The following is a 19,682-nucleotide window of genomic DNA, read 5'->3' as shown; positions in this document are numbered from 1 at the left end:
CCCCCTTTGTTAAAGGGGGATCGAGGGGGATTTAAACAATCGAATCATCCAAATTGGGTGCTAACCAACGCTTCGCTTCATCCAGTGTCCAACCTTTACGTTTGGCATAATCCTCAAGCTGATCTTGAGCAATTTTGCCCACATTAAAGTATTCACTTTGAGGATGCGAATAATAGAAACCACTGACACTTGATGGCGGCATCATTGCAAAATGTTCAGTTAGCTTCGTTCCAATTTTCTTCTCAGAACCTAACCAATCAAACAACACTGCTTTTTCAGAATGTTCTGGGCAAGCAGGGTAGCCAGGCGCAGGACGAATACCAACATACTTTTCTTTGATCAGCGCTTCATTGTCCAAAGTTTCATCGGCCTTATAGCCCCAAAACTCTTTTCGAATACGTTCATGCAAATGCTCGGCAAATGCTTCAGCAAAACGATCCGCCAAAGACTGAACCAAGATGGCAGAATAATCATCACCTTTGGCTTTATATTCATTGGCTAATTCTTCAGCACCAAAGATCGACACGGTAAAACCGCCTAAATAATCTTGCTGATTGGTTGTCGGCTTAATATAGTCGGCTAAAGATAAATTCGGCTTGCCTGTGACTTTGTCAGATTGCTGACGAACATGCTCGAAAGTATGAGTGACACTTTGGCCATTTTCATCAAACACGCTGACACTATCTGCACCTGTACGCTGAGCAGGGTATAAACCAAACACCGCACGTGCATCGAAACGTTGATTATCGATAATGTCTTTAAGCATGGCTTGCGCTTGATTGTATAAATCGGTTGCAGCTTCTCCAACGACCTCATCTTGTAAAATTTTCGGGAATTTCCCTGCCAAACTCCATGAGATGAAGAACGGTGTCCAGTCAAAATACGGGACTAACGTTTCAAGTGGATAATTTTTAATGACTTGCGTACCTAAAGCGTTTGGCTTTGGTGGTACATAGTGATCATCAATCTTGAAGCCATTCTCAACCGATTCGGCATAAGAAAGTTTTGCGGCTTTTGGTTGCTTATTGGCTAGACGTTCACGAATCTTGGCATACTCAGCACGATGTTCGGTAATAAAGTTACCACGCATTTCTTTAGAAAGTAGGGTCGTCGCAACACCAACTGCACGTGATGCATCGGCAACATAAATCACGGCATCATTTTGATATTGAGGATCAATTTTTACCGCAGTATGTGCCTTAGACGTGGTCGCGCCGCCAATCAATAATGGAATATTAAAGCCTTTACGCTGCATTTCTTTGGCGACAAAGACCATTTCATCGAGACTTGGTGTAATTAAACCAGACAAACCGATAATGTCGCATTTCTCATCAATTGCGGTTTGTAGGATTTTTTCAGCAGGAACCATGACCCCTAAATCCACAATATCGTAGCCGTTACAGCCTAAAACCACGCCTACGATATTTTTACCAATATCATGTACGTCGCCTTTTACAGTCGCCATGAGAACACGACCTTTGGACTGTGCATTACCTTTTTCAGCTTCAATGTACGGATTCAGCCAAGCAACAGCTTGTTTCATAACACGTGCAGATTTGACTACTTGTGGCAGGAACATTTTACCCGAACCAAATAAGTCACCCACTACATTCATACCATCCATCAATGCGCCTTCAATCACATCGAGTGGGCGTTTAGCTTTTAAACGTGCTTCTTCAGTATCTTCATCAATATAAGTGGTGATACCTTTTACCAACGCATATTCTAGACGTTTTTCAACCGACTCATTTCGCCATTCAAGGTTTTCAGCTTCACGTTGTGCGCCACTATGACCACGGTATTTTTCAGCAACTTCAAGTAGTTTCTCTGTAGCTTCCTGACCGCTTGTGCCTTGATTTTGATTCAGAACAACATCTTCAACGGCTTCTTTGAGTTCTTTTGGAATATCGTCATAAATCGCCATTTGGCCAGCGTTCACAATCCCCATAGTCATGCCTTGTTTGATGGCATGGTAAAGGAAGACAGAGTGAATCGCTTCACGTACAGGTTCATTACCACGGAACGAGAATGAAACGTTGGAAACACCACCAGAAATCATGGCATGTGGTAAGTTCTGTTTGATCCAGCCCGTCGCCTCAATAAAGTCAACACCGTAGTTATTATGTTCTTCGATCCCTGTTGCAACCGCAAATACGTTCGGATCAAAAATAATATCTTCAGCGGGGTAGCCTACTTCATTGACCAAAATGTCATAAGAGCGTTTACAAATTTCACGTTTACGTGCAGCGGTATCGGCCTGACCTGTTTCATCAAAAGCCATGACAATAATTGCAGCACCATATTGACGGCATAAACGTGCTTTTTCGACAAACTCGTTATAACCCTCTTTTAAAGAGATTGAGTTGACGACAGGCTTGCCTTGTACGCATTTTAAACCCGCTTCAATGATTTCCCATTTAGATGAGTCAATCATGATCGGTACGCGAGAAATATCAGGCTCAGACGCAACTAGATTCAAAAAATGCACCATGGCATTTTGCGAATCAAGCATCCCTTCATCCATATTGATATCAATAACTTGTGCACCAGCTTCAACTTGTTGCTGTGCAACATCAAGTGCTTCTGCAAAATTTTCTTCGCGAATTAAACGCAGGAATTTTTTTGAACCTGTTACGTTGGTACGTTCACCGACATTGACGAATAATGAATCATCATAAATGTTAAAGGGTTCTAAACCACTTAAGCGGCAAGCAGGTCGCGTTTCAGGAATTTGACGCGGTTTGATTTCTTTAACAGCATTGGCAATGGCACGGATATGGTCGGGCGTGGTTCCGCAGCAACCGCCTGTGATATTGATCAAACCACTTTGTGCAAACTCTTTTAAGAATGCTGCGGTTTGCTCAGGTGTTTCATCATATTCGCCAAATGCATTGGGTAAACCTGCATTTGGATGTGCGGAAACAAAAGTATCAGCTACATCGCTAATAGTTTTGACGTGTGGACGCATTGCATCTGCACCCAAAGCACAGTTAAAACCAATCGACAATAAATCACCATGACGCACTGAGTTCCAAAATGCTTCGGCAGTCTGACCTGTTAGAGTACGACCTGAGGCATCGGTAATGGTGCCTGAAATCATCAGCGGAAGTTCACGACCAATTTGCTTAAACACTTCTTTGACTGCAAAAATTGCAGCTTTACAGTTCAATGTATCGAATACAGTTTCAATCAAAAGAATATCCGCACCACCTTCGATGAGTGCATGTGTCGCTTCTATATAATTTTCTTTCAGTTCATCAAAGGTAATGTTACGAAATGCGGGGTCATTTACATTCGGCGAAATTGAACAGGTGCGAGATGTTGGCCCAAGCACACCTGCAACAAAACGCGGTTTATCTGGTGTCGAATATTTATCACAGGCCGCTCGCGCTAATCGTGCTGCTTCACGGTTAATCTCTGGGACAAGATCTTCCATGTGATAGTCTGACATGGACACACGTGTACCATTGAAGCTATTGGTTTCAATAATATCTGCACCTGCTTCAAGGTAAGCTTCATGAATACCCTGAATAATTTGCGGCTGAGTGAGTACCAGTAAATCGTTATTGCCTTTAAGGTCAGATGCCCAGTCAGCAAAGCGTTCACCACGATAATCTTCTTCTTCTAATTTATGGCGTTGAATCATGGTTCCCATCGCACCATCAATAATGAGAATACGTTGAGCAAGAAGTGATTTCAGGGTGGCAAGCGTGGACATAAGAACCCCAGATGAATTTTAAAAGGCGCATTATTGTAACAGAATCCCCAACAATAAGTGGGGTTGATTGATTGTTGAAACGACTAAAAACAGTTTCAGACATTGATGAATGAGATGGGGATGTTTTCATCAAAATGCAATATTCATGTTTCAAAATAGAATGAGCAAAAAATGAGAGCACCTGAAATGTGACTGGCTGTCATATTTCATAATATTTGCTTCAAAATACAACAATTGAATGTCATTATTGTTTTTGTGGTTTAAGTTTTTGTATTTATTGAAATTAAGTAAAATAATTGGCACAAAACAACCCTAATCATTGCCATTAATGAAGTCAAACGTCTAAAAAATGACTTCATTAGACCCCTATTTGTCATATAATTGTCATAATTTAATTTAAGAATATGGGGATTTTCACGATCCTCTTGAACCGTCTACATGAATTCAAATCTTCCCCCCGTTTCGGATTCAAATCATGTCGAAGTTGGACATGTTCAATCGACGAATGTACATGTACCTACACCGCAGTTTTTTATGCCGGTGTTTCTTACGGTTATTATTGCAACCCTGATTTATATTGCTGTTCAGGTGAATGCTGATTTGGCACACGTACCAGCACTGAGTCTATATTCCATGATATTGCTGGCAACGGCACTTTTTATTGCGTTAGGCTTTGAGTTTGTAAACGGTTTCCATGACACGGCCAATGCTGTAGCAACAGTAATTTATACCAATGCATTGCCTGCACCTGTTGCCGTAATGTGGGCAGGTTTCTGTAATTTTCTTGGTGTAATGGTTGCCAGTGGTGCTGTTGCTTACGGTATTATTGCGTTATTACCTGTTGAATTAATTATGAATGTCAGCAGTGGCGCAGGCTTTGCCATGGTCTTCGCTTTATTGATTGCTGCGATTATCTGGAATTTGGGAACTTGGTTTCTGGGTATTCCTGCTTCTAGCTCACATACTTTAATTGGTTCAATTTTAGGTGTGGGTATTATGAATCATCTGTTAAATGCAGCAACAGGTGGGGCCAGTGGCATCGATATGGATCAGGTGATTAAAGTCGGTAAAGCTTTACTTTTTTCACCTTTAATTGGCTTTGCTTTTGCTGCACTGCTATTTTTATTAGTTAAAAAAGTATTCAAACGCCAACTTGAACTTTTCCAACCACCAGAAGGTAATAAACCACCGCCACCTATTATTCGTGCTATTTTGATTTTCACCTGTACAGGTGTGAGTTTTGCACACGGTTCTAATGATGGGCAAAAAGGGATGGGCCTCATCATGCTGGTGTTGATTGGTTTGGTTCCTATGGCTTATTCATTGAATAAAGGCCTAGATGCTCAGCAGCTTCAAACTTTTAAACAGCTTTCAAGTCAAACCTCTACTGTTCTTGTTGCACAAAATACCGATCTGCAAGACGAAAAAGCACGTCTCATTCTGACAAAATATATTCAAACCAAGCAGCAAACTCCAGATGTTGTTCCTGCATTGGCAAGTCTGACAGATCATTTAGGTCAACGTGTTGGTAGCTATACGAGCTTGAAAGATATTCCTGAAGATGCGATTGGCAATATTCGTAACGACATGTATTTAAGTACCACGACATTTAAACGTTTGGATAAAGCAGAAGCGCTTCCAGCAATGTCAGCAGATCAGCAAAAAGTGGTGAAACAGTACCGTGATAGTCTGGATTCTTTCCTACAATATATTCCAACTTGGGTCAAAGTTGCTGTGGCATTGGCACTTGGTCTAGGAACGATGGTGGGTTGGAAGCGTATTGTGGTCACAGTCGGAGAGCGTATTGGTAAGCACCACATGACTTATGGTCAGGGAATGTCTGCTGAATTGGTTGCGATGAGCACAATCGCAGCGGCAGATGGCTTAGGTATGCCAGTATCTACAACACATGTACTTAATAGTGCAGTGGCAGGTACAATGGTCGCAAATAAATCTGGATTAAACTTTAATACCGTTAAAACGATTTTATCGGCTTGGGTATTTACTTTACCTGCAACTATTTGTTTATCAGGTGGACTTTACTGGTTATTTCTTCAATTTGTTGGATAAATGTCAAATTTATATCCATAGAGTCAAAAGGTCACATCAGTGGCCTTTTTTATCATTATTTTTTTATAAATAAGTTTTTTCTGTCCTGTATTTTGGTTCTTATCCAAACAAATTTAGCTTAAACCCTCGGTAAAAGCAGAATTTAGTGGGCTTACTACAGCCATAGAAAAAGCCTATCAATAATTGATCAATGTCACATATATTATTGGGGCAACAAGTGTCGGAAAGATGCCAGAAGATGACATGCAAAAGTATTTATAATTAAGAATATAAGTGTTTAAAAAATAAATTTCTATGACTGCTTTTTTTTGAGATATCAAACAGCTTAATTTATTGTTTCAATCTGCTCAAGTTCAAATAGCGCATCACTTAGAGCCTGTTGTTGCTTTAAAAGCATGCGCATATCTTGTTTTTGCTGGGCTTGGGCGAGTTCCGCTTTTAGCTTTTCAACTTTCTGTTTAGTTTTGACCTGCATTTTAATTTGAGATGAAATATCGTCCTGACAAAAGCGATCGATACTTGCAATAGTACGTTTTAAATCTGCAACTCGATAGCGGCTCGCATATTTTTCAGCATGGCTGAGTTGATGAGCGAGTTGTTGTTTTTTAATTTCACAATCTTGTGCTGCATAAGTAGGAAAAATAAATATAAATACCATAACAGCCGTTAAAACAACGACTGTCTTTTTGACATGATTCATCAGGATAAACCGTATGATTTAAAAGATAGTTAAACTTTGAATATAATGATGCACTGATTATGCAAAAATCAGTCAGCTTATTTCCAAAGCTCAATCTATCAACTCTTATCCGATAAATATTGGCATTTGAGACCGTTATATTTATCTTTTTTTCAACGGAATCTTCTCGTTAATAAAACCATAAATTGCTGCAAAAGGCAGGGCAGTTCTCGCCAGATAAGCAACGCGCCATAATCCACCATGATTTGCTCCTTCCATCATCAACTCTAAAGGGTGTTCAAGTTGATTTTCTGGATTAGCAACAGATTGGTCATTTCTCAAGTCGTGTACCCAGAGTGCAGCCATAATTGCATTGGTGGTTTCTGGGCTAAAAGCTTCTACATCAAACAAATCGGCACCATTAAATGCTGCTTTTAATAGTGGGTTCTTGGTGACTGAGTGTGTAGTGGTGGACGGTGCAATATTGATACTGACACGTTGTCCGTCATGACGTGCTAAAGTTGCACGCCACTGTTGAATACGTTTTGCTAATGCATAGTTTGGCCCTTGTTCAATCACCAAGCAGTCTGCAATCCCATATTCTTTACCGTTATCGGAACGAATAAGATCTTGATTATTGGCTTTAAAAAAATGCTTGAGTGAGAGTGTCGATATTCCTTTGGTCAGCAATTTTTGCAGTGTAGAACGATCTAAAGATTTTTGATGCGCAGCAGAAACGACCTCTTTAGGCACAGCATAGACATCAGTCGGTGTACACATAAACATTAAGCTGGTATTGGCCTTACGTTCACTGACCAAACTCATAATGGTATCCATTGCCATTGAAACACGGACATGTTTTTCACCATCGAGATAGGCAATGGCAGCTAAATCCAAACTTTGCTCAAATTTGATCAGCCACTCAGCAATTTCAGGTAATTGTGTCAGCAGGTTTGCACCGAGCTTATCTTTAAGGTCATAAGATGGAGTCGTATCATTGATGGGTTCCAGACTTGGGGCGTAGAGCGTGGCATTGCCTTTTTGAATGGTGTTTAAAATCTTGTCCCAGACTTTTGCATTTGGTAAATCAAGTGCAACAATATTAGCTTTCCATTTCGCTAACCATGTCAGTGGACCTGCTTCAGATGCAGCACCAAAAAGCACCATAGTACGATCAGACAAATCAAACCATTCTGGATGCGCATTCACTTCTCTTAACGCTTGGGCATGACTTGGCTCAATAATACCGCGCTGTTCCCAATTTGAAATTTGCTCAAGCAGCGCTTGTCCCTGTAGTTTTTGACCTTGATAGGGCACATACCATTCAGGTTGTTCCTGACTTTCACCTTTTAATATGACGGTGTTAAATTCAGCTATATTAGGTACTTGAATGACGTCTTTAAGCAAATACTGTTCACCATTACGATAAAACTCAAAGCTATGGTGTGCTTTATGCAAGCCTTGTTTTGCAATGGTAATCGGGTTTGCTGTTTTTTCGATACCTTGCTCAACCAGTGCCTTAAAATAGATCGGATAGTTTTTGCGCCAGTCTTTTTCTTTTGCAGCCTGTTGAGAAATTTTATGATCCACTAAAGACAATGCTTCCGAGACAATCGCTTTGCCTGTTTGTGAAGTGCTTGGCTTCTGAGTTGCAGGATTGACTGGGAACTGCAAACCTTCAATTGGACTGGACATGCAAAAAAACTCACTTTAAATAGCATTAATATACAGATGTAAACATTATCTATGCCAACTTGCTTTAAAGGTTGGCATTAACTACCAAAATTGCAAGAAAGCGTTAAATCTGGTGTCTGGTCGTAAATTAAAATACTTAGGTTTTTTCTTATTCTCTCATGATGGTACGAAATCCGACATGACTACTTGCTAAATCAAGCTCTTGCGGATGACGACTACTGTTACGAAAACGTGCGCAATAGTTATCTGCACATAAATATGAACCGCCTTTAATCACAAAGTTCTGGCTGGGCATATTCATTTGACGTAGATGTTGATAATCCCCCATATGTTCATCGTGTGCGCCTTGATAAACCGAAGATGTCCATTCCCATACATTACCAATCATGTCATAGAGCTGAAAGGCATTTGCTGCAAAACACCCAACAGGTGCAACACCTTCAAAATGATCTAATTTATTGTTATGAAATGGAAACTCTCCTTGCCAATAATTGGCTTGAGGATGACGGTGATGATCCAGAGGCGCTTGGTGCAAGGGGGTATCTTGAGTTTGTCCTGCTTTGGCAGCATATTCCCACTCTATTTCAGAAGGTAAATCCCGACCTAGCCAGACAGCATAATGTTCGGCATCGTTTTTAGTGACAAAACGAACAGGTTCATTTGGCAATGCTTTTCCTGCATTCGGTCCATTAGGCTGTTGCCAAGTGTAGCCAGATTTAAGCTGCCACCATTGTTGTGGGTGTTGAGCATTAGGTAAAAATACCGCAGCCTGTTTTTGTCGTTCAGCATCAGTGATATAGCCTGTTGCTTGAACAAAGCTTGCGAACTGTGCCACGGTCACTTCAGTTTGATCAATCCAAAAGGCAGATACTTGCCTTTGTTTTTCTCCAAAATTAATTTCATCGGGATAGGCGAGATTTGAACCAAGATTCACTGTACCCGAGTCGACCCGAACCATACCTGAATGCTTGTCTGTTAACCATTTTTCAGGCAATCCTGAATAGTTTTTACATGTTGCAATTGACCCAAGTGATAATAAAGCAGGCGCGGCATCATTTGAGGTTTTATTGGTATAATGGGTTCGGTTTGTTTGACTACAGCCAGTCAGTAACAAGCTGTAGCTCAAGACTAATAGGAATGCCGCCTTCATTGAGTAAAGTATTCCTGTACGCCATTTTGTTGAGTGTATTTTTGATAGACTTTAATCAATTCTTGAACTTTATCTGGATAAGTATTTGCCAGATTTTGATTCTCACCACGATCCTGTTTTAGATTATATAATTCCCATGTTCCAGTGCCGAGATCGGCTTTGCCCTGTAATGCAATTTTCCAGTCGCCTTGTTTCGCATATTTATTACCATGTAGTTCATCGGCAAAACTGAATCCATCAGGACGAATATTAGTCGCTTTATTTTCCAGAATAGCTTTCCATGAAATACCGCTTGGTGTATTGATATTACGACCTTTATATTGACCTTGCGGAACAGAGATATTGGCATAATCCAGTACGGTCGGAAATACATCTAATACCGATGCAAAACTGCTATGTATAGGCTGTAGTTTATTTTGGTGCGGCAGTTTTACGATTGCAGGAGCAGTGGTTGCACCTTCACCTGCGGTATTTTTCCAAAGATGAAAGGGTGCAGCACTGACTTCAGCCCAACGAGGTCCAATAAAAGTATAAGAATTATCTGTTCCCAAACCAGCCAATGAATTATCAACTTGAGCACCAGCATTTGCACTACCTGATGATCCTTCTGCACCATTATCAGACACAAAGAAGATCAGAGTATTGTCGTATAAACCATTGGCTTTTAAATATTGAATCAAACGACCAATGTTGGCATCCAGATTTTCGACCATGCCTGCATAGATTTCCATATTGCGTGCTTCAAGAGCCTTACGTTCTGGACTGAGTTCATTCCATCTACCTGACTTCGCAGGCGCATTTGCAGTTGCAATAGGTTCGGCGGGAACAAAATTGGCTGGAATAATACCTAATTGCTTTTGTTTCGCGATGCGTGAATTACGAATCGCGTCATAACCCACATCATAGATTCCTTTATATTTATTACGATATTCTTCTGGCGCTTGAATCGGCCAGTGAGGTGCTGTATATGCTGCATAGGCAAAAAATGGTTTACCAGAGTTTTTGCCTGACTCTAAATATTCAAGTAGCTTGTCTGTGTAATAATTGGTTGAAAAGAAATTATCTGGCAAAGAAGACAGTGGAACGACTTGACCATCTTCGGTGTAGGTTGCATTGCGATTATAGCCTGTTGGGGTGCGTTTAAAGTGCAAGTCAAAACCTTGTAACAAGGTAAATGAATGATCAAAACCGCGCGCTTGCGCATTGGTTTCAGGTGTTAACCCCAAATGCCACTTTCCACTGATATATGTTCGATAGCCATTGTCTCTTAGTACTTCGGCAATCGATAGTGAACGTTCATTTAAGTAACCTTCGTAACCTGGTTGACCTTTAAGATGGCTTGGTGTGAGTTCAGCCATCGCTCCAATACCTGCTAAATGATGATCTGTTCCTGAAATCAACTGTGATCGAGTTGGAGAACAAGTTGGAGCAGTGTGATAATCACTCAATAAACGACCTTCATTGGCTAAAGCATCCAGATTCGGCGTGTGAATTTCTCCGCCAAAAGCCCCTATATCTGAATAACCCAGATCATCTGCCATAATGAACAATATATTTGGTTTTTTTGTTTCAGTTACAGATGTTGATGTAGCAGATGTGTCGTTATTGTCGTGGCATGCGCTTAAAGATAAACTTAAAAAAATAAAGCTTAAGCTCAATACAAGTGTTTGTTTTTTCATGATTAAAGTATTGCTGTCAAATTTAACAAAGCTTAACCATGTCGGGTGGGTTTTTTAAATAATTAGTTGAGTAAACATATGCATAAATAATGCTGAACACATTTTGATATAACTAAATTCCACGCCATAAAAAAGCCCCGAAGGGCTTTATTAAAGAATAATATCCAAGTTAAAAAGGCAGATGGCTGAGCTTGTTAATAAAGTGTGCAATAAGTCGAGGCTCTAGAATAATCGTCATGACCACGCCATAAGCTGCACCCCATAAGTGCGCACTATGATTGATATTACTGTTGCCGCGTTTACCCGACCAAATACTATATCCAACATATAAAATTGCAAAAATGATGGCAGGCACAGGAATAAAAAACACGAGAATCAATTTCCATGGTTCAAACAATATATAGGCAAAAAGTACCGCTGAAACTGCACCAGATGCCCCTAAACTTGCCCAATTGGTATCATTTTTGTGCTTAAGATAACTTGGAAAAATGGCAAAAATTAGACCACCCAGATAAAACAGGACAAAGCCTAGATCAAAAAAATATTGACGATAAAAACTTTCAATCACACGACCAAAGAAAAACAGGGTAATCATATTAAATAATAAATGCGTGCCATCAGCATGTACAAAACCATGCGTAATAAAACGATCATATTGACCACGTTGCATCGCGGGTGGCCAAAAAATCAGACGGTTCATAAGCGCCTGATTGGAAAAGGCAAGGAGCGAAACAATGACAGTAATTGCAATAAGCGTAATCGTATGATTGAAAGGTAAATGAAACATAGTCAATTTTATAAAAATATTAAACTTAACTGTCATAATGCCATTAAAAACAAGGTAAGACACATTTCCTGTGAATAATTCCGACAATTTTGGTTGATTTTTTTTAATTCTCCCGCATCTTCAGTTAAAATAAGCACTTCAGCTTGAGGATGATGATTATGTCGACTGAGAACACCAACACTGTGGTTGCAGAAGAAATTCCCAACCTTTTGATTACTCCAACTGCACAAGAGTATTTAAGTGATCTGTTGGACAAACAAAATACACCAGGAATTGGCGTTCGTATTTTTGTTGAACATCCAGGTACTCCACGTGCTGAATGTTGTATGGCATATAGCGCGCCTGATGAAGTGGTGCCGACTGACTATAAACAAGATTATGCGGCATTTCCTGCTTATATCGACCAGCCATCTATTCCTTATTTATTAGATGCCGTGATTGACTACAACAAAGACCGTTTTGGTGGTCAATTGACTTTCCGTGCGCCAAACTCAAAAGTGCCACGTGTTGGACCTGATGCATCGATTGAAGAGCGTATTACTTATATTCTTCAGTCAGAAATTAATCCAGGTTTAGAAGGGCATGGGGGTAATTGTGCTCTAGTCGAAGTACAAAATGATCCTGAAAAAGGTTTAACTGCTGTACTTAAATTTGGTGGCGGTTGTCAGGGTTGTTCAGCAATTGATGTAACTCTTAAACAAGGTGTCGAAACTACTTTACGTCAACATATACCTGAATTACAGCGTGTCGTAGACCAAACTGACCATTCACAGGCAGAAGGTGCATATTTCAAATAATCTTTTGAAATATATAAAAATACCTCTAATTCGTTAGAGGTTTTTTTTGGGTCTAAAATCGGATTTATAAATAAAATAGATTAAAATAATGATAATTATTATCATTAGTATTGTTTTTTATATATGAATTGTTACAATGCAATCGTTTTTTTAAGCTTCTTTTAATATTTCTTAAAATAGGGGATGAAAATGTCTCAACCTATATTACGTACAGTTCTCTCGGCTGCAATTGCAGCGACACTTTTTTCAATGGTTCATGCAGCAGAAGATGACACTGTAAATGCTGAACAAAATACAACACGTAGTGATTCAACAAAGTTAGAAAAAATTGTTTTAACCGCTAGTGGTCAGGCAGTCGACTTAAAGGAGGCTCCTGCATCTATTTCTGTGATTACTGCTGAGGAAATAGAAAAACGTCCAGTATCAAGTCTGGCCGATTTATTAAAACGTGTGCCAGGTGTAACAGGTGGTTTAAGTACAAATGGAGACGGATCAAAAATAAAATTACGTGGTTTACCAGATAATTACACACTAATATTGATTGATGGTAAGCGAATTGGCTCATCACGTGATACCAATTATCGTCCAGATTTAGGAAGACAAGATTTAAACTGGATTACACCTGATATGATTGAACGTATTGAAGTGGTACGGGGACCAATGTCATCTCTTTATGGTTCAGATGCAATGGGTGGTGTAATCAATATTATTACTAAAAAGATTCAGGATCACTGGACAGGTAGTGCAACTTATAATTATACCCAGCCAACTACTTCTGGAGATAAAGGTCGTACCTTCCAAACGGGTGCTGTAGTGAGTGGGCCATTGGCAGACAATGTAGGATTACGTTTGAATGCTAGTCAGATTCGTCGTGAATCTGATAAAGGTTACACAATAACTAGCCCTCCTAGAGGTGGTGATGCAAATTTAAATAATGTCGAAGGTACAACAGGTTACGTTAATAATAACTTTGGTAGCCAATTAAACTTTAGACTTAATGATCAACACGATTTATCGCTTGAAGCTACCTATGGGATTGAAAAAAATTTAAAAGCCAAAGGAGTGACTACCCAAAATGGAGCAACAGGAGCTATTACTGGTCAAAATACGAATCAGAGTTGGGGAGCTGATAAATTAGAGAAACAGGGATATGTTGCATCTTGGGATGGGAAATGGGGACATGAAATTACCTCAAAATTATCTGCTTATTACAATGATTATGATCAATCTGGCGATGGCTTAACCGCAAAGTCCAATGAGACGATTGTAGAAGGGCAGGTAAACCTACCATTTGACCTCATTGTGCCTAACAAATTAACTTTGGGTGGACAATGGCGTCGTTCAGAGCTAAATAATACTGATACGATCGGAACACCGATTAAAGATGCCAATGGTAATGTAGTACCGAGCTATGATGGTGCTGACTACGAAGGAATTTCAAAGTTAGAAGGTAAAACGTGGGCATTATTTATTGAAGATACTTTGGAATTGAATGATCAACTGAAATTAACACTTGGAAACCGTTATGACCACGATGAAAAATTTGGAGATCATAATAGTCCAAGAGCTTACCTCGTTTATTTACCAAGCGAAGATTGGGCGATTAAAGGTGGTATAGCAAGTGGTTTCCGTGCCCCTACCATTAAAGAAAGTACCGCGGGTGCAGCAACTCAATCGGGTGGAAATGGTTGTACCTCTTTAGCTTCAATGGGATACATTTCTGGTGGTTGTTACATGGCGGGTAATGCTGATTTACAACCAGAAAAAAGCACAAATTATGAAATTGGAGTCAATTATACAGGCTTTGGTAGTGATATTAACTTAACTTATTTTTATACAGATTTTGAAAATAAAATTGAATATGCTGCCTTGGGTCAATTTAACGGAGTTTGGTGGACACAGCTAAGAAATATTCAGAAAGCAAGAACTGAAGGTTTAGAATTTAGTGCAGCAATTCCTATCAATGACCAACTCAAATGGACCAATAGTGCAACCTATTTCTTTGAGGCAAAAAATTTGGATACAGGTGCAGCCTTAATTAACACGCCAGAATTAACTGCAACATCATCTTTAGATTATCTAATTAATGATGCTTGGGCGGTAAACTTACTCGCCGAATATACAGGTAAACAATATACAACCACTGTAACGAAAGACACAACTTTGCAAAAAGCACATACGGTGTTTGGTTTAGCTACAAACTATGATGTAAATGATGACATTACTATTCGTGCAGGGATTAACAATTTGTTAAATAAGAAGTTAGCACGTAGTACTTCTGGTTATTATTTAGAAGGACAAGCAGCATTTGTCGGAATGACATATCGTTTTTAAAAGCTTATTTCAATTTTAAAAAGACGCTGAATGCGTCTTTTTTTATGCCAACTCTTATTGTTAATTTAATCTGAACAATAATTTTTTTATTTTAGATATGAATAATAATAATTCTCGTTTTTATTGAATTTTACAATTTGTTTGCTAAAATGCCTGCGTGTTTTAAGCTAGTTTTAAGTTTTTAAGAAATCATGAAGGGGCGGGTAATGATTCGGCGTTCAATTTTAACGGTATCAGTTTTAGCCAGTATGGCAGCAAATGCAAATACAGAAGTTCCTCAACAGAGTAACGAAAATCTAAATATCCAACCTGAACAGGTGAAGTTAGAAACGATTGTTGTTACAGCAAGTGGTACTGGTGTAGATGTTAAAGATGCTCCAGCATCAATTAGTGTTATAACCTCAGAAGATATTGCAAGAAGACCTGTCAGTAGTTTGGCAGACCTATTAGGTGAGTTACCAGGGGTTACTGGGGGGTATTCTGATGTTGGCCCTGGTTCAAAAGTAGCATTCAGAGGCTCGCCTGATAAATATACATTGATACTTGTAGATGGTAAGCGTATCGGGAATTCTTCATTACTTGGCCATAGACCAGATACTATTTCACAAGATCTAGACTGGATATCACCTGAAATGATTGAGCGGATTGAAGTCGTCCGTGGTTCAATGTCAACGCTTTATGGTTCAGAGGCTGTAGGTGGTGTCATTAATATTATTACAAAAAAAATTCCAGATAAATTATCAGGATCTTTACGTACCGATTATAGTCAACCCGACGGTCGTAATAGAGGAGATACGATCAATGTTGCAGCGAATATTGCTGGGCCAATTACAGAAAATGTAGGCTTTAGACTGGGAGGAAATATCAAAAAAAGAAATGCGGATTCAGATATTCTGGGGGGAACAGGGGAAAATCAAGAAGAAAACATTTCGGGTCGTTTGAATTGGCGCATCAATGAAAATCAGGATTTAAATTTTGATCTTGGTTATGGTATTGAAAAAAATCCTGCATTTAGTGAAGAAGAAGAGCTTGAGCTTGCAGTAGAGCATTTCGGTGCCGATAAAATGGAGCATTTTAATGTTGGTATTGGACATGAAGGTCGCTTTGAAAACGAATTAAAAACCAACATTGATCTTTATTACAATCAATATGAAAATAAAACGTCCACATTTGCTGTTGATGGCGGAAGTAAAGCACAAGAAACAGTACTAGATGCGAAAGCAAGTAAACCCGTTACATTATGGGGCCATAATCATGAGGTCACAGCGGGGATTCAGGGCAAATATGAACAGGTTTCAAATGCCTCTAATATTGGTAATCAGTTTGTCCCTGATGAAAATGGAAATATTCAAGACCCTGAAAAAAATCCAGATGATTATTCTTGGTCAGTATTTGCTGAAGACCAAATCTATTTACGAGATGACTTTATTTTAACTTTAGGTGGTCGTTTAGATGGAAGTGGCGATTACGATGTGAATTTTAGTCCTCGTATTTATGGTGTATATCATCCTGCCGAAGCTTGGACAGTGAAAGGTGGTGTCTCTCGTAGTTTTAGAGCACCTAATCTTAAAGAACGCTCAGGATCATCAGGTACAAGTTCAATGGGAATGGGATGTACCAGTCTTATTCCTTATGGTTGGCAAAGTGGTCAATCATGTTATATGTTAGGAAATCCAGATCTTGATCCTGAAACTAGTACGAATTATGAAATTGGCTTCGGATATGATGAAAATGGTTATGGTGTCGATTTAACATACTTTTTAAGCGACTATAATGATTTAATTATTAATGATTTTTATGGTCGAATTAATGGGGTGTGGTATACACGCCAAACCAATGTTGAAGAAGCACGTACCAGTGGTTTGGAGCTGACTTATAAATTTCCTTTAAATGATTATTTGCGTGTCAATGGTAATGCAACCTATATGCTTGAATCTAAAAATAAAGCAACAGGTCAATCACTCGCGCAAACTCCAGAATTTACAACAAATATTGCAATGTATTGGGATATTAATGATCGTTTAAGTACTTTCGCTCGCGTTCAATATTTAGGTAAGCAGGCATTTACAAAGGCTGATATTGTTGCGGGTAATGGAACTGCTGGTAAAGAGCTGTATTTCACAGACTCTAGTGTTACAGGCGCAGTCGGAGTTAACTTTAATTATAATGATAATTTAAGTGTTCGTGCTGGTATCGAAAATATTGGCGGTGATAAAGTCAATAAAGGTAACTCAGATTACGGCAATGCCCCACCAGCGACTTATTATGTCGGCTTTACCACACGTTTTTAATTAAGACTTTCTAAAAAAGCAGTCCAGAAATGGGCTGTTTTTTATTCAAAATTATCTTTATCGGAGGCTAAATGAACGTATTACAAGAAGGCTATGTGGTGGATATTCCATATCCAACTTTTGTTCATCGTCAAATGATGCCCTCATGGTTGACGATGCTTACTCAGCTTGAGGGCGTACGTGGGCCTGATATTGAAAAACCCTATCGCTATTTAGAACTGGGTTGTGCAATGGGGATTCAGCTACATTTAAATGCTGCTGCAAACCCAATTGGACATTTTGTTGGTGTTGATTTTAATCCTCAACAATTGATGGTAGCTGAGGAGGGTGTACAAACTACAAAAAACAGTAATATCGAATTTATCCAAGCAGATTTTGAATCTTTTTTAGAATATGATATTGAGCCATTTGACTTTATTGTTACTCATGGAGTTTGGTCTTGGATTTCGGAAGAAAATCAGAATTTTATAATAAAAATAATCAATAAATTGTTAAAGAAAAATGGCATTCTATATTGTAGTTATATGAGCCATCCTGGAGCAACAGGATTAACATCGATACAGAAGTTAATGTTTGAAATGTCTAGGAATTTAAATGGTGATTCTGCAAAAAAAGCGGCACAATCTTTAAATTTAGTTAGAGCCATTGGCAATGCAAATGCTGGATTATTTAGAAAAATACCAAGTTTAAATCAGGAATTATCAGAACTTGCACAGGATAAAATAAATTATGTAGCGCATGATTTTTTATCTGAATACTGGCAACCACAACATTCCGCAGATATGATTCGTCAATTTGGGAAAATAGGTTTATCTTATATTGCTAGTGCGGGTATTATGGAAAATCTGAATAGATTGACACTTCCAGTTGAAATACAAAATATAATAAAAACTTTGCCTTTGATAACCCTACAGGAAACAGTGAAGGATATATCCTTAAATACTTTACAGCGTCAGGATATTTATATAAAAGAGCGTCAACAATTGAGCCAAAGTGAGTTGGAATCAGTTTATTCCATCATGAAGTTTGGTTTACTACCCGATGCTCCAGTTGGAAAAGATTTAAATCAAGATCCAAAAATAGGTAGAATTAAAGATGCGATAGATTATTTTAGAAAAATCTTAACTTTACTATCTAGACAAGACGCTAGTATTTTGGAATTATCAAAAGATCTAAATCAAAGTCTTACATTGAGACAGTTGACTGATATGGTCTTGGTGTTGGTTTGGGCAGGTTATATTCACCCTTTGCGTTCTGATAAAACTATTGCAGCATATAAGAAAAGAACAAATCAATGGATGTTGGCACAAAATTTAAAATGGAAATGTATTGCAAAATTTGGTTCAGCGATTGAGTTTTGATTATGTTAATAGTTATAGAGTAAAATAGCGTAAATATAATCTGTAGGAAATAGTGTATTTTTCCTACAGTTTTTATAAGCTATCATTATAGAGGTTTGAGTAAACTACTTACTCGCTCAGAATAATAAAACTTTTGCAAATAATGTCGTGCGCGCTCACGTAAATGTTTGGACTGAATCATCTCTTGAATAATTGGCGATAATAATTCAGTCAGTTGGTTTTGAATTAACTCTTCATTGATATTTAAATCACGCAACATTAAATCAAAAGAACGCTCCTGATTACGTGCATACCATGCATATACACCATCATGCACCTGTTGTTTTAAATAATCAGTCTGACGAATATGTTCCCAAATTTCATGACCAAGTCCGACTGTTTTAGGTAAATCATTCACTTCGACATAATTGCGAATAACGCTCACAGGTAATTTTTTGATCTTATGCCATAAATTGGCTTGGAATTGATATAACTTTTCATCGTTAAAATGCTGATTCAATACTGTTTCACTAAGCTGGCTTAACTTAATAATATTCTTTTGTAGATAGTTGGAGACCGTATCATCCAGATTAGAGTCGGTTACAGACTCAAGTACAGATTTTCCCATTTTCATGAAACGTCCAACACCAGGCACTTTTTTACTCATGAGAGAGTTGTCCAGATAATCCTGAATAGAATGTTGGATAAGTTGAGTCACCATCATTGAAAATGCTGGATTATTGGTGACACGTTTAATCAATGCTTTGCGATGTTCACTTTTACTGGCTACATATTGGGCGATATGGTCAATCGTCACCACAGGAATAATATCTTCAATACTTGTATGGTCATTACTTGGGTGAATTAAGGCAAAACGAATATGCTCAGTAATTTGCTCAATTAAAAAGGGACTGGCAGGCGTATCTAAAATTTGAGTTTGAATTAAATTATAAATTTGTTCAAACGACCATAAATCTTTCAATTGTTGTTTTCTAAGCCAATGATAGAATTCTGAAAATTCAGATTGAACAGTCGATTTTTGTGAAAATTCCTGATCTAAAAAATCAAGCTGTGCTTCTATTAATTGATCAATGATCGCGTTGTTCATAGAATCCCCAAATTAAATACATGAATTTTTAAAG

12 protein-coding genes are annotated in these 19,682 nt (G+C 38.5%); 5 read left to right on the top strand and 7 right to left on the bottom strand.

Going from position 1 to position 19,682, the window contains the following annotated elements:
• Positions 1-31: 31 nt before the first annotated feature.
• On the bottom strand, positions 32-3,718 hold the full coding sequence (metH, locus tag A7A69_RS06130) for a methionine synthase (protein ID WP_152876606.1): 3,687 nt from the start codon (positions 3,716-3,718) through the stop codon (positions 32-34).
• 438 nt (positions 3,719-4,156) lie between these two features.
• Here metH and A7A69_RS06125 point away from each other — a divergent pair, with 438 nt between their 5' ends.
• Positions 4,157-5,788, top strand: coding sequence for an inorganic phosphate transporter (locus A7A69_RS06125; RefSeq protein ID WP_151982496.1), 1,632 nt, complete (start codon positions 4,157-4,159; stop codon positions 5,786-5,788).
• A gap of 325 nt (positions 5,789-6,113) precedes the next feature.
• Here the strand turns inward: A7A69_RS06125 and A7A69_RS06120 are convergent, their stop codons facing one another.
• The 5 genes from A7A69_RS06120 to A7A69_RS06100 form a co-directional block, all read right to left on the bottom strand.
• A complete protein-coding gene (locus tag A7A69_RS06120) occupies positions 6,114-6,488 on the bottom strand; it encodes a DUF1090 family protein (RefSeq protein WP_152876605.1) in 375 nt (124 codons plus the stop codon).
• Positions 6,489-6,629: 141 nt separating this feature from the next.
• Positions 6,630-8,162, bottom strand: a complete 1,533-nt coding sequence (locus A7A69_RS06115) for a hypothetical protein (protein ID WP_152876604.1) — start codon at positions 8,160-8,162, stop codon at positions 6,630-6,632.
• 148 nt (positions 8,163-8,310) lie between these two features.
• The gene (locus A7A69_RS06110; protein WP_152876603.1) at positions 8,311-9,312 is read right to left on the bottom strand and encodes an SUMF1/EgtB/PvdO family nonheme iron enzyme; all 1,002 of its coding nucleotides are present in this window, start codon (positions 9,310-9,312) and stop codon (positions 8,311-8,313) included.
• Positions 9,309-10,991: an arylsulfatase gene (locus tag A7A69_RS06105; RefSeq protein ID WP_152876602.1), complete on the bottom strand. Its 1,683-nt coding sequence runs from the start codon at positions 10,989-10,991 to the stop codon at positions 9,309-9,311. The genes A7A69_RS06110 and A7A69_RS06105 overlap by 4 nt, the downstream gene beginning before the upstream one ends.
• A gap of 169 nt (positions 10,992-11,160) precedes the next feature.
• Positions 11,161-11,778, bottom strand: coding sequence for a rhomboid family intramembrane serine protease (locus A7A69_RS06100; protein WP_120369344.1), 618 nt, complete (start codon positions 11,776-11,778; stop codon positions 11,161-11,163).
• Between the two features lie 158 nt (positions 11,779-11,936).
• Here A7A69_RS06100 and nfuA point away from each other — a divergent pair, with 158 nt between their 5' ends.
• The 4 genes from nfuA (at position 11,937) to A7A69_RS06080 (ending at position 18,561) form a co-directional block, all read left to right on the top strand.
• Complete coding sequence (nfuA, locus tag A7A69_RS06095; RefSeq protein WP_120369345.1) at positions 11,937-12,575, top strand: Fe-S biogenesis protein NfuA; 639 nt, start codon at positions 11,937-11,939, stop codon at positions 12,573-12,575.
• A gap of 189 nt (positions 12,576-12,764) precedes the next feature.
• Positions 12,765-14,909, top strand: a complete 2,145-nt coding sequence (locus A7A69_RS06090; protein ID WP_151982506.1) for a TonB-dependent receptor domain-containing protein — start codon at positions 12,765-12,767, stop codon at positions 14,907-14,909.
• A gap of 206 nt (positions 14,910-15,115) precedes the next feature.
• Positions 15,116-17,200, top strand: a complete 2,085-nt coding sequence (locus A7A69_RS06085) for a TonB-dependent receptor plug domain-containing protein (protein WP_241675219.1) — start codon at positions 15,116-15,118, stop codon at positions 17,198-17,200.
• Between the two features lie 71 nt (positions 17,201-17,271).
• A complete protein-coding gene (locus A7A69_RS06080; RefSeq protein WP_152876600.1) occupies positions 17,272-18,561 on the top strand; it encodes a class I SAM-dependent methyltransferase in 1,290 nt (429 codons plus the stop codon).
• Between the two features lie 85 nt (positions 18,562-18,646).
• On the opposite strand, the gene A7A69_RS06075 is transcribed toward A7A69_RS06080, so the two are convergent.
• Positions 18,647-19,648, bottom strand: a complete 1,002-nt coding sequence (locus A7A69_RS06075) for a hypothetical protein (RefSeq protein WP_152876599.1) — start codon at positions 19,646-19,648, stop codon at positions 18,647-18,649.
• Positions 19,649-19,682: the final 34 nt, after the last annotated feature.

Origin of the sequence: Acinetobacter guerrae (genome assembly GCF_009372255.1) — a bacterium.
Taxonomy (GTDB): Bacteria; Pseudomonadota; Gammaproteobacteria; order Pseudomonadales; family Moraxellaceae; genus Acinetobacter; species Acinetobacter guerrae.
The sequence above is the reverse complement of the archived record's forward strand: the minus strand, read 5'-3'. Positions and strand labels throughout refer to the sequence as shown.

Excerpts from the sequence above, each read along its gene's own strand:
- metH (WP_152876606.1), bottom strand. The coding sequence starts at position 3,718 with ATGTCCACGCTTGCCACCCTGAAATCACTTCTTGCTCAACGTATTCTC.
- A7A69_RS06125 (WP_151982496.1), top strand. The coding sequence starts at position 4,157 with ATGAATTCAAATCTTCCCCCCGTTTCGGATTCAAATCATGTCGAAGTT.
- A7A69_RS06120 (WP_152876605.1), bottom strand. The coding sequence starts at position 6,488 with ATGAATCATGTCAAAAAGACAGTCGTTGTTTTAACGGCTGTTATGGTA.
- A7A69_RS06115 (WP_152876604.1), bottom strand. The coding sequence starts at position 8,162 with ATGTCCAGTCCAATTGAAGGTTTGCAGTTCCCAGTCAATCCTGCAACT.
- A7A69_RS06110 (WP_152876603.1), bottom strand. The coding sequence starts at position 9,312 with ATGAAGGCGGCATTCCTATTAGTCTTGAGCTACAGCTTGTTACTGACT.
- A7A69_RS06105 (WP_152876602.1), bottom strand. The coding sequence starts at position 10,991 with ATGAAAAAACAAACACTTGTATTGAGCTTAAGCTTTATTTTTTTAAGT.
- A7A69_RS06100 (WP_120369344.1), bottom strand. The coding sequence starts at position 11,778 with ATGTTTCATTTACCTTTCAATCATACGATTACGCTTATTGCAATTACT.
- nfuA (WP_120369345.1), top strand. The coding sequence starts at position 11,937 with ATGTCGACTGAGAACACCAACACTGTGGTTGCAGAAGAAATTCCCAAC.
- A7A69_RS06090 (WP_151982506.1), top strand. The coding sequence starts at position 12,765 with ATGTCTCAACCTATATTACGTACAGTTCTCTCGGCTGCAATTGCAGCG.
- A7A69_RS06085 (WP_241675219.1), top strand. The coding sequence starts at position 15,116 with ATGATTCGGCGTTCAATTTTAACGGTATCAGTTTTAGCCAGTATGGCA.
- A7A69_RS06080 (WP_152876600.1), top strand. The coding sequence starts at position 17,272 with ATGAACGTATTACAAGAAGGCTATGTGGTGGATATTCCATATCCAACT.
- A7A69_RS06075 (WP_152876599.1), bottom strand. The coding sequence starts at position 19,648 with ATGAACAACGCGATCATTGATCAATTAATAGAAGCACAGCTTGATTTT.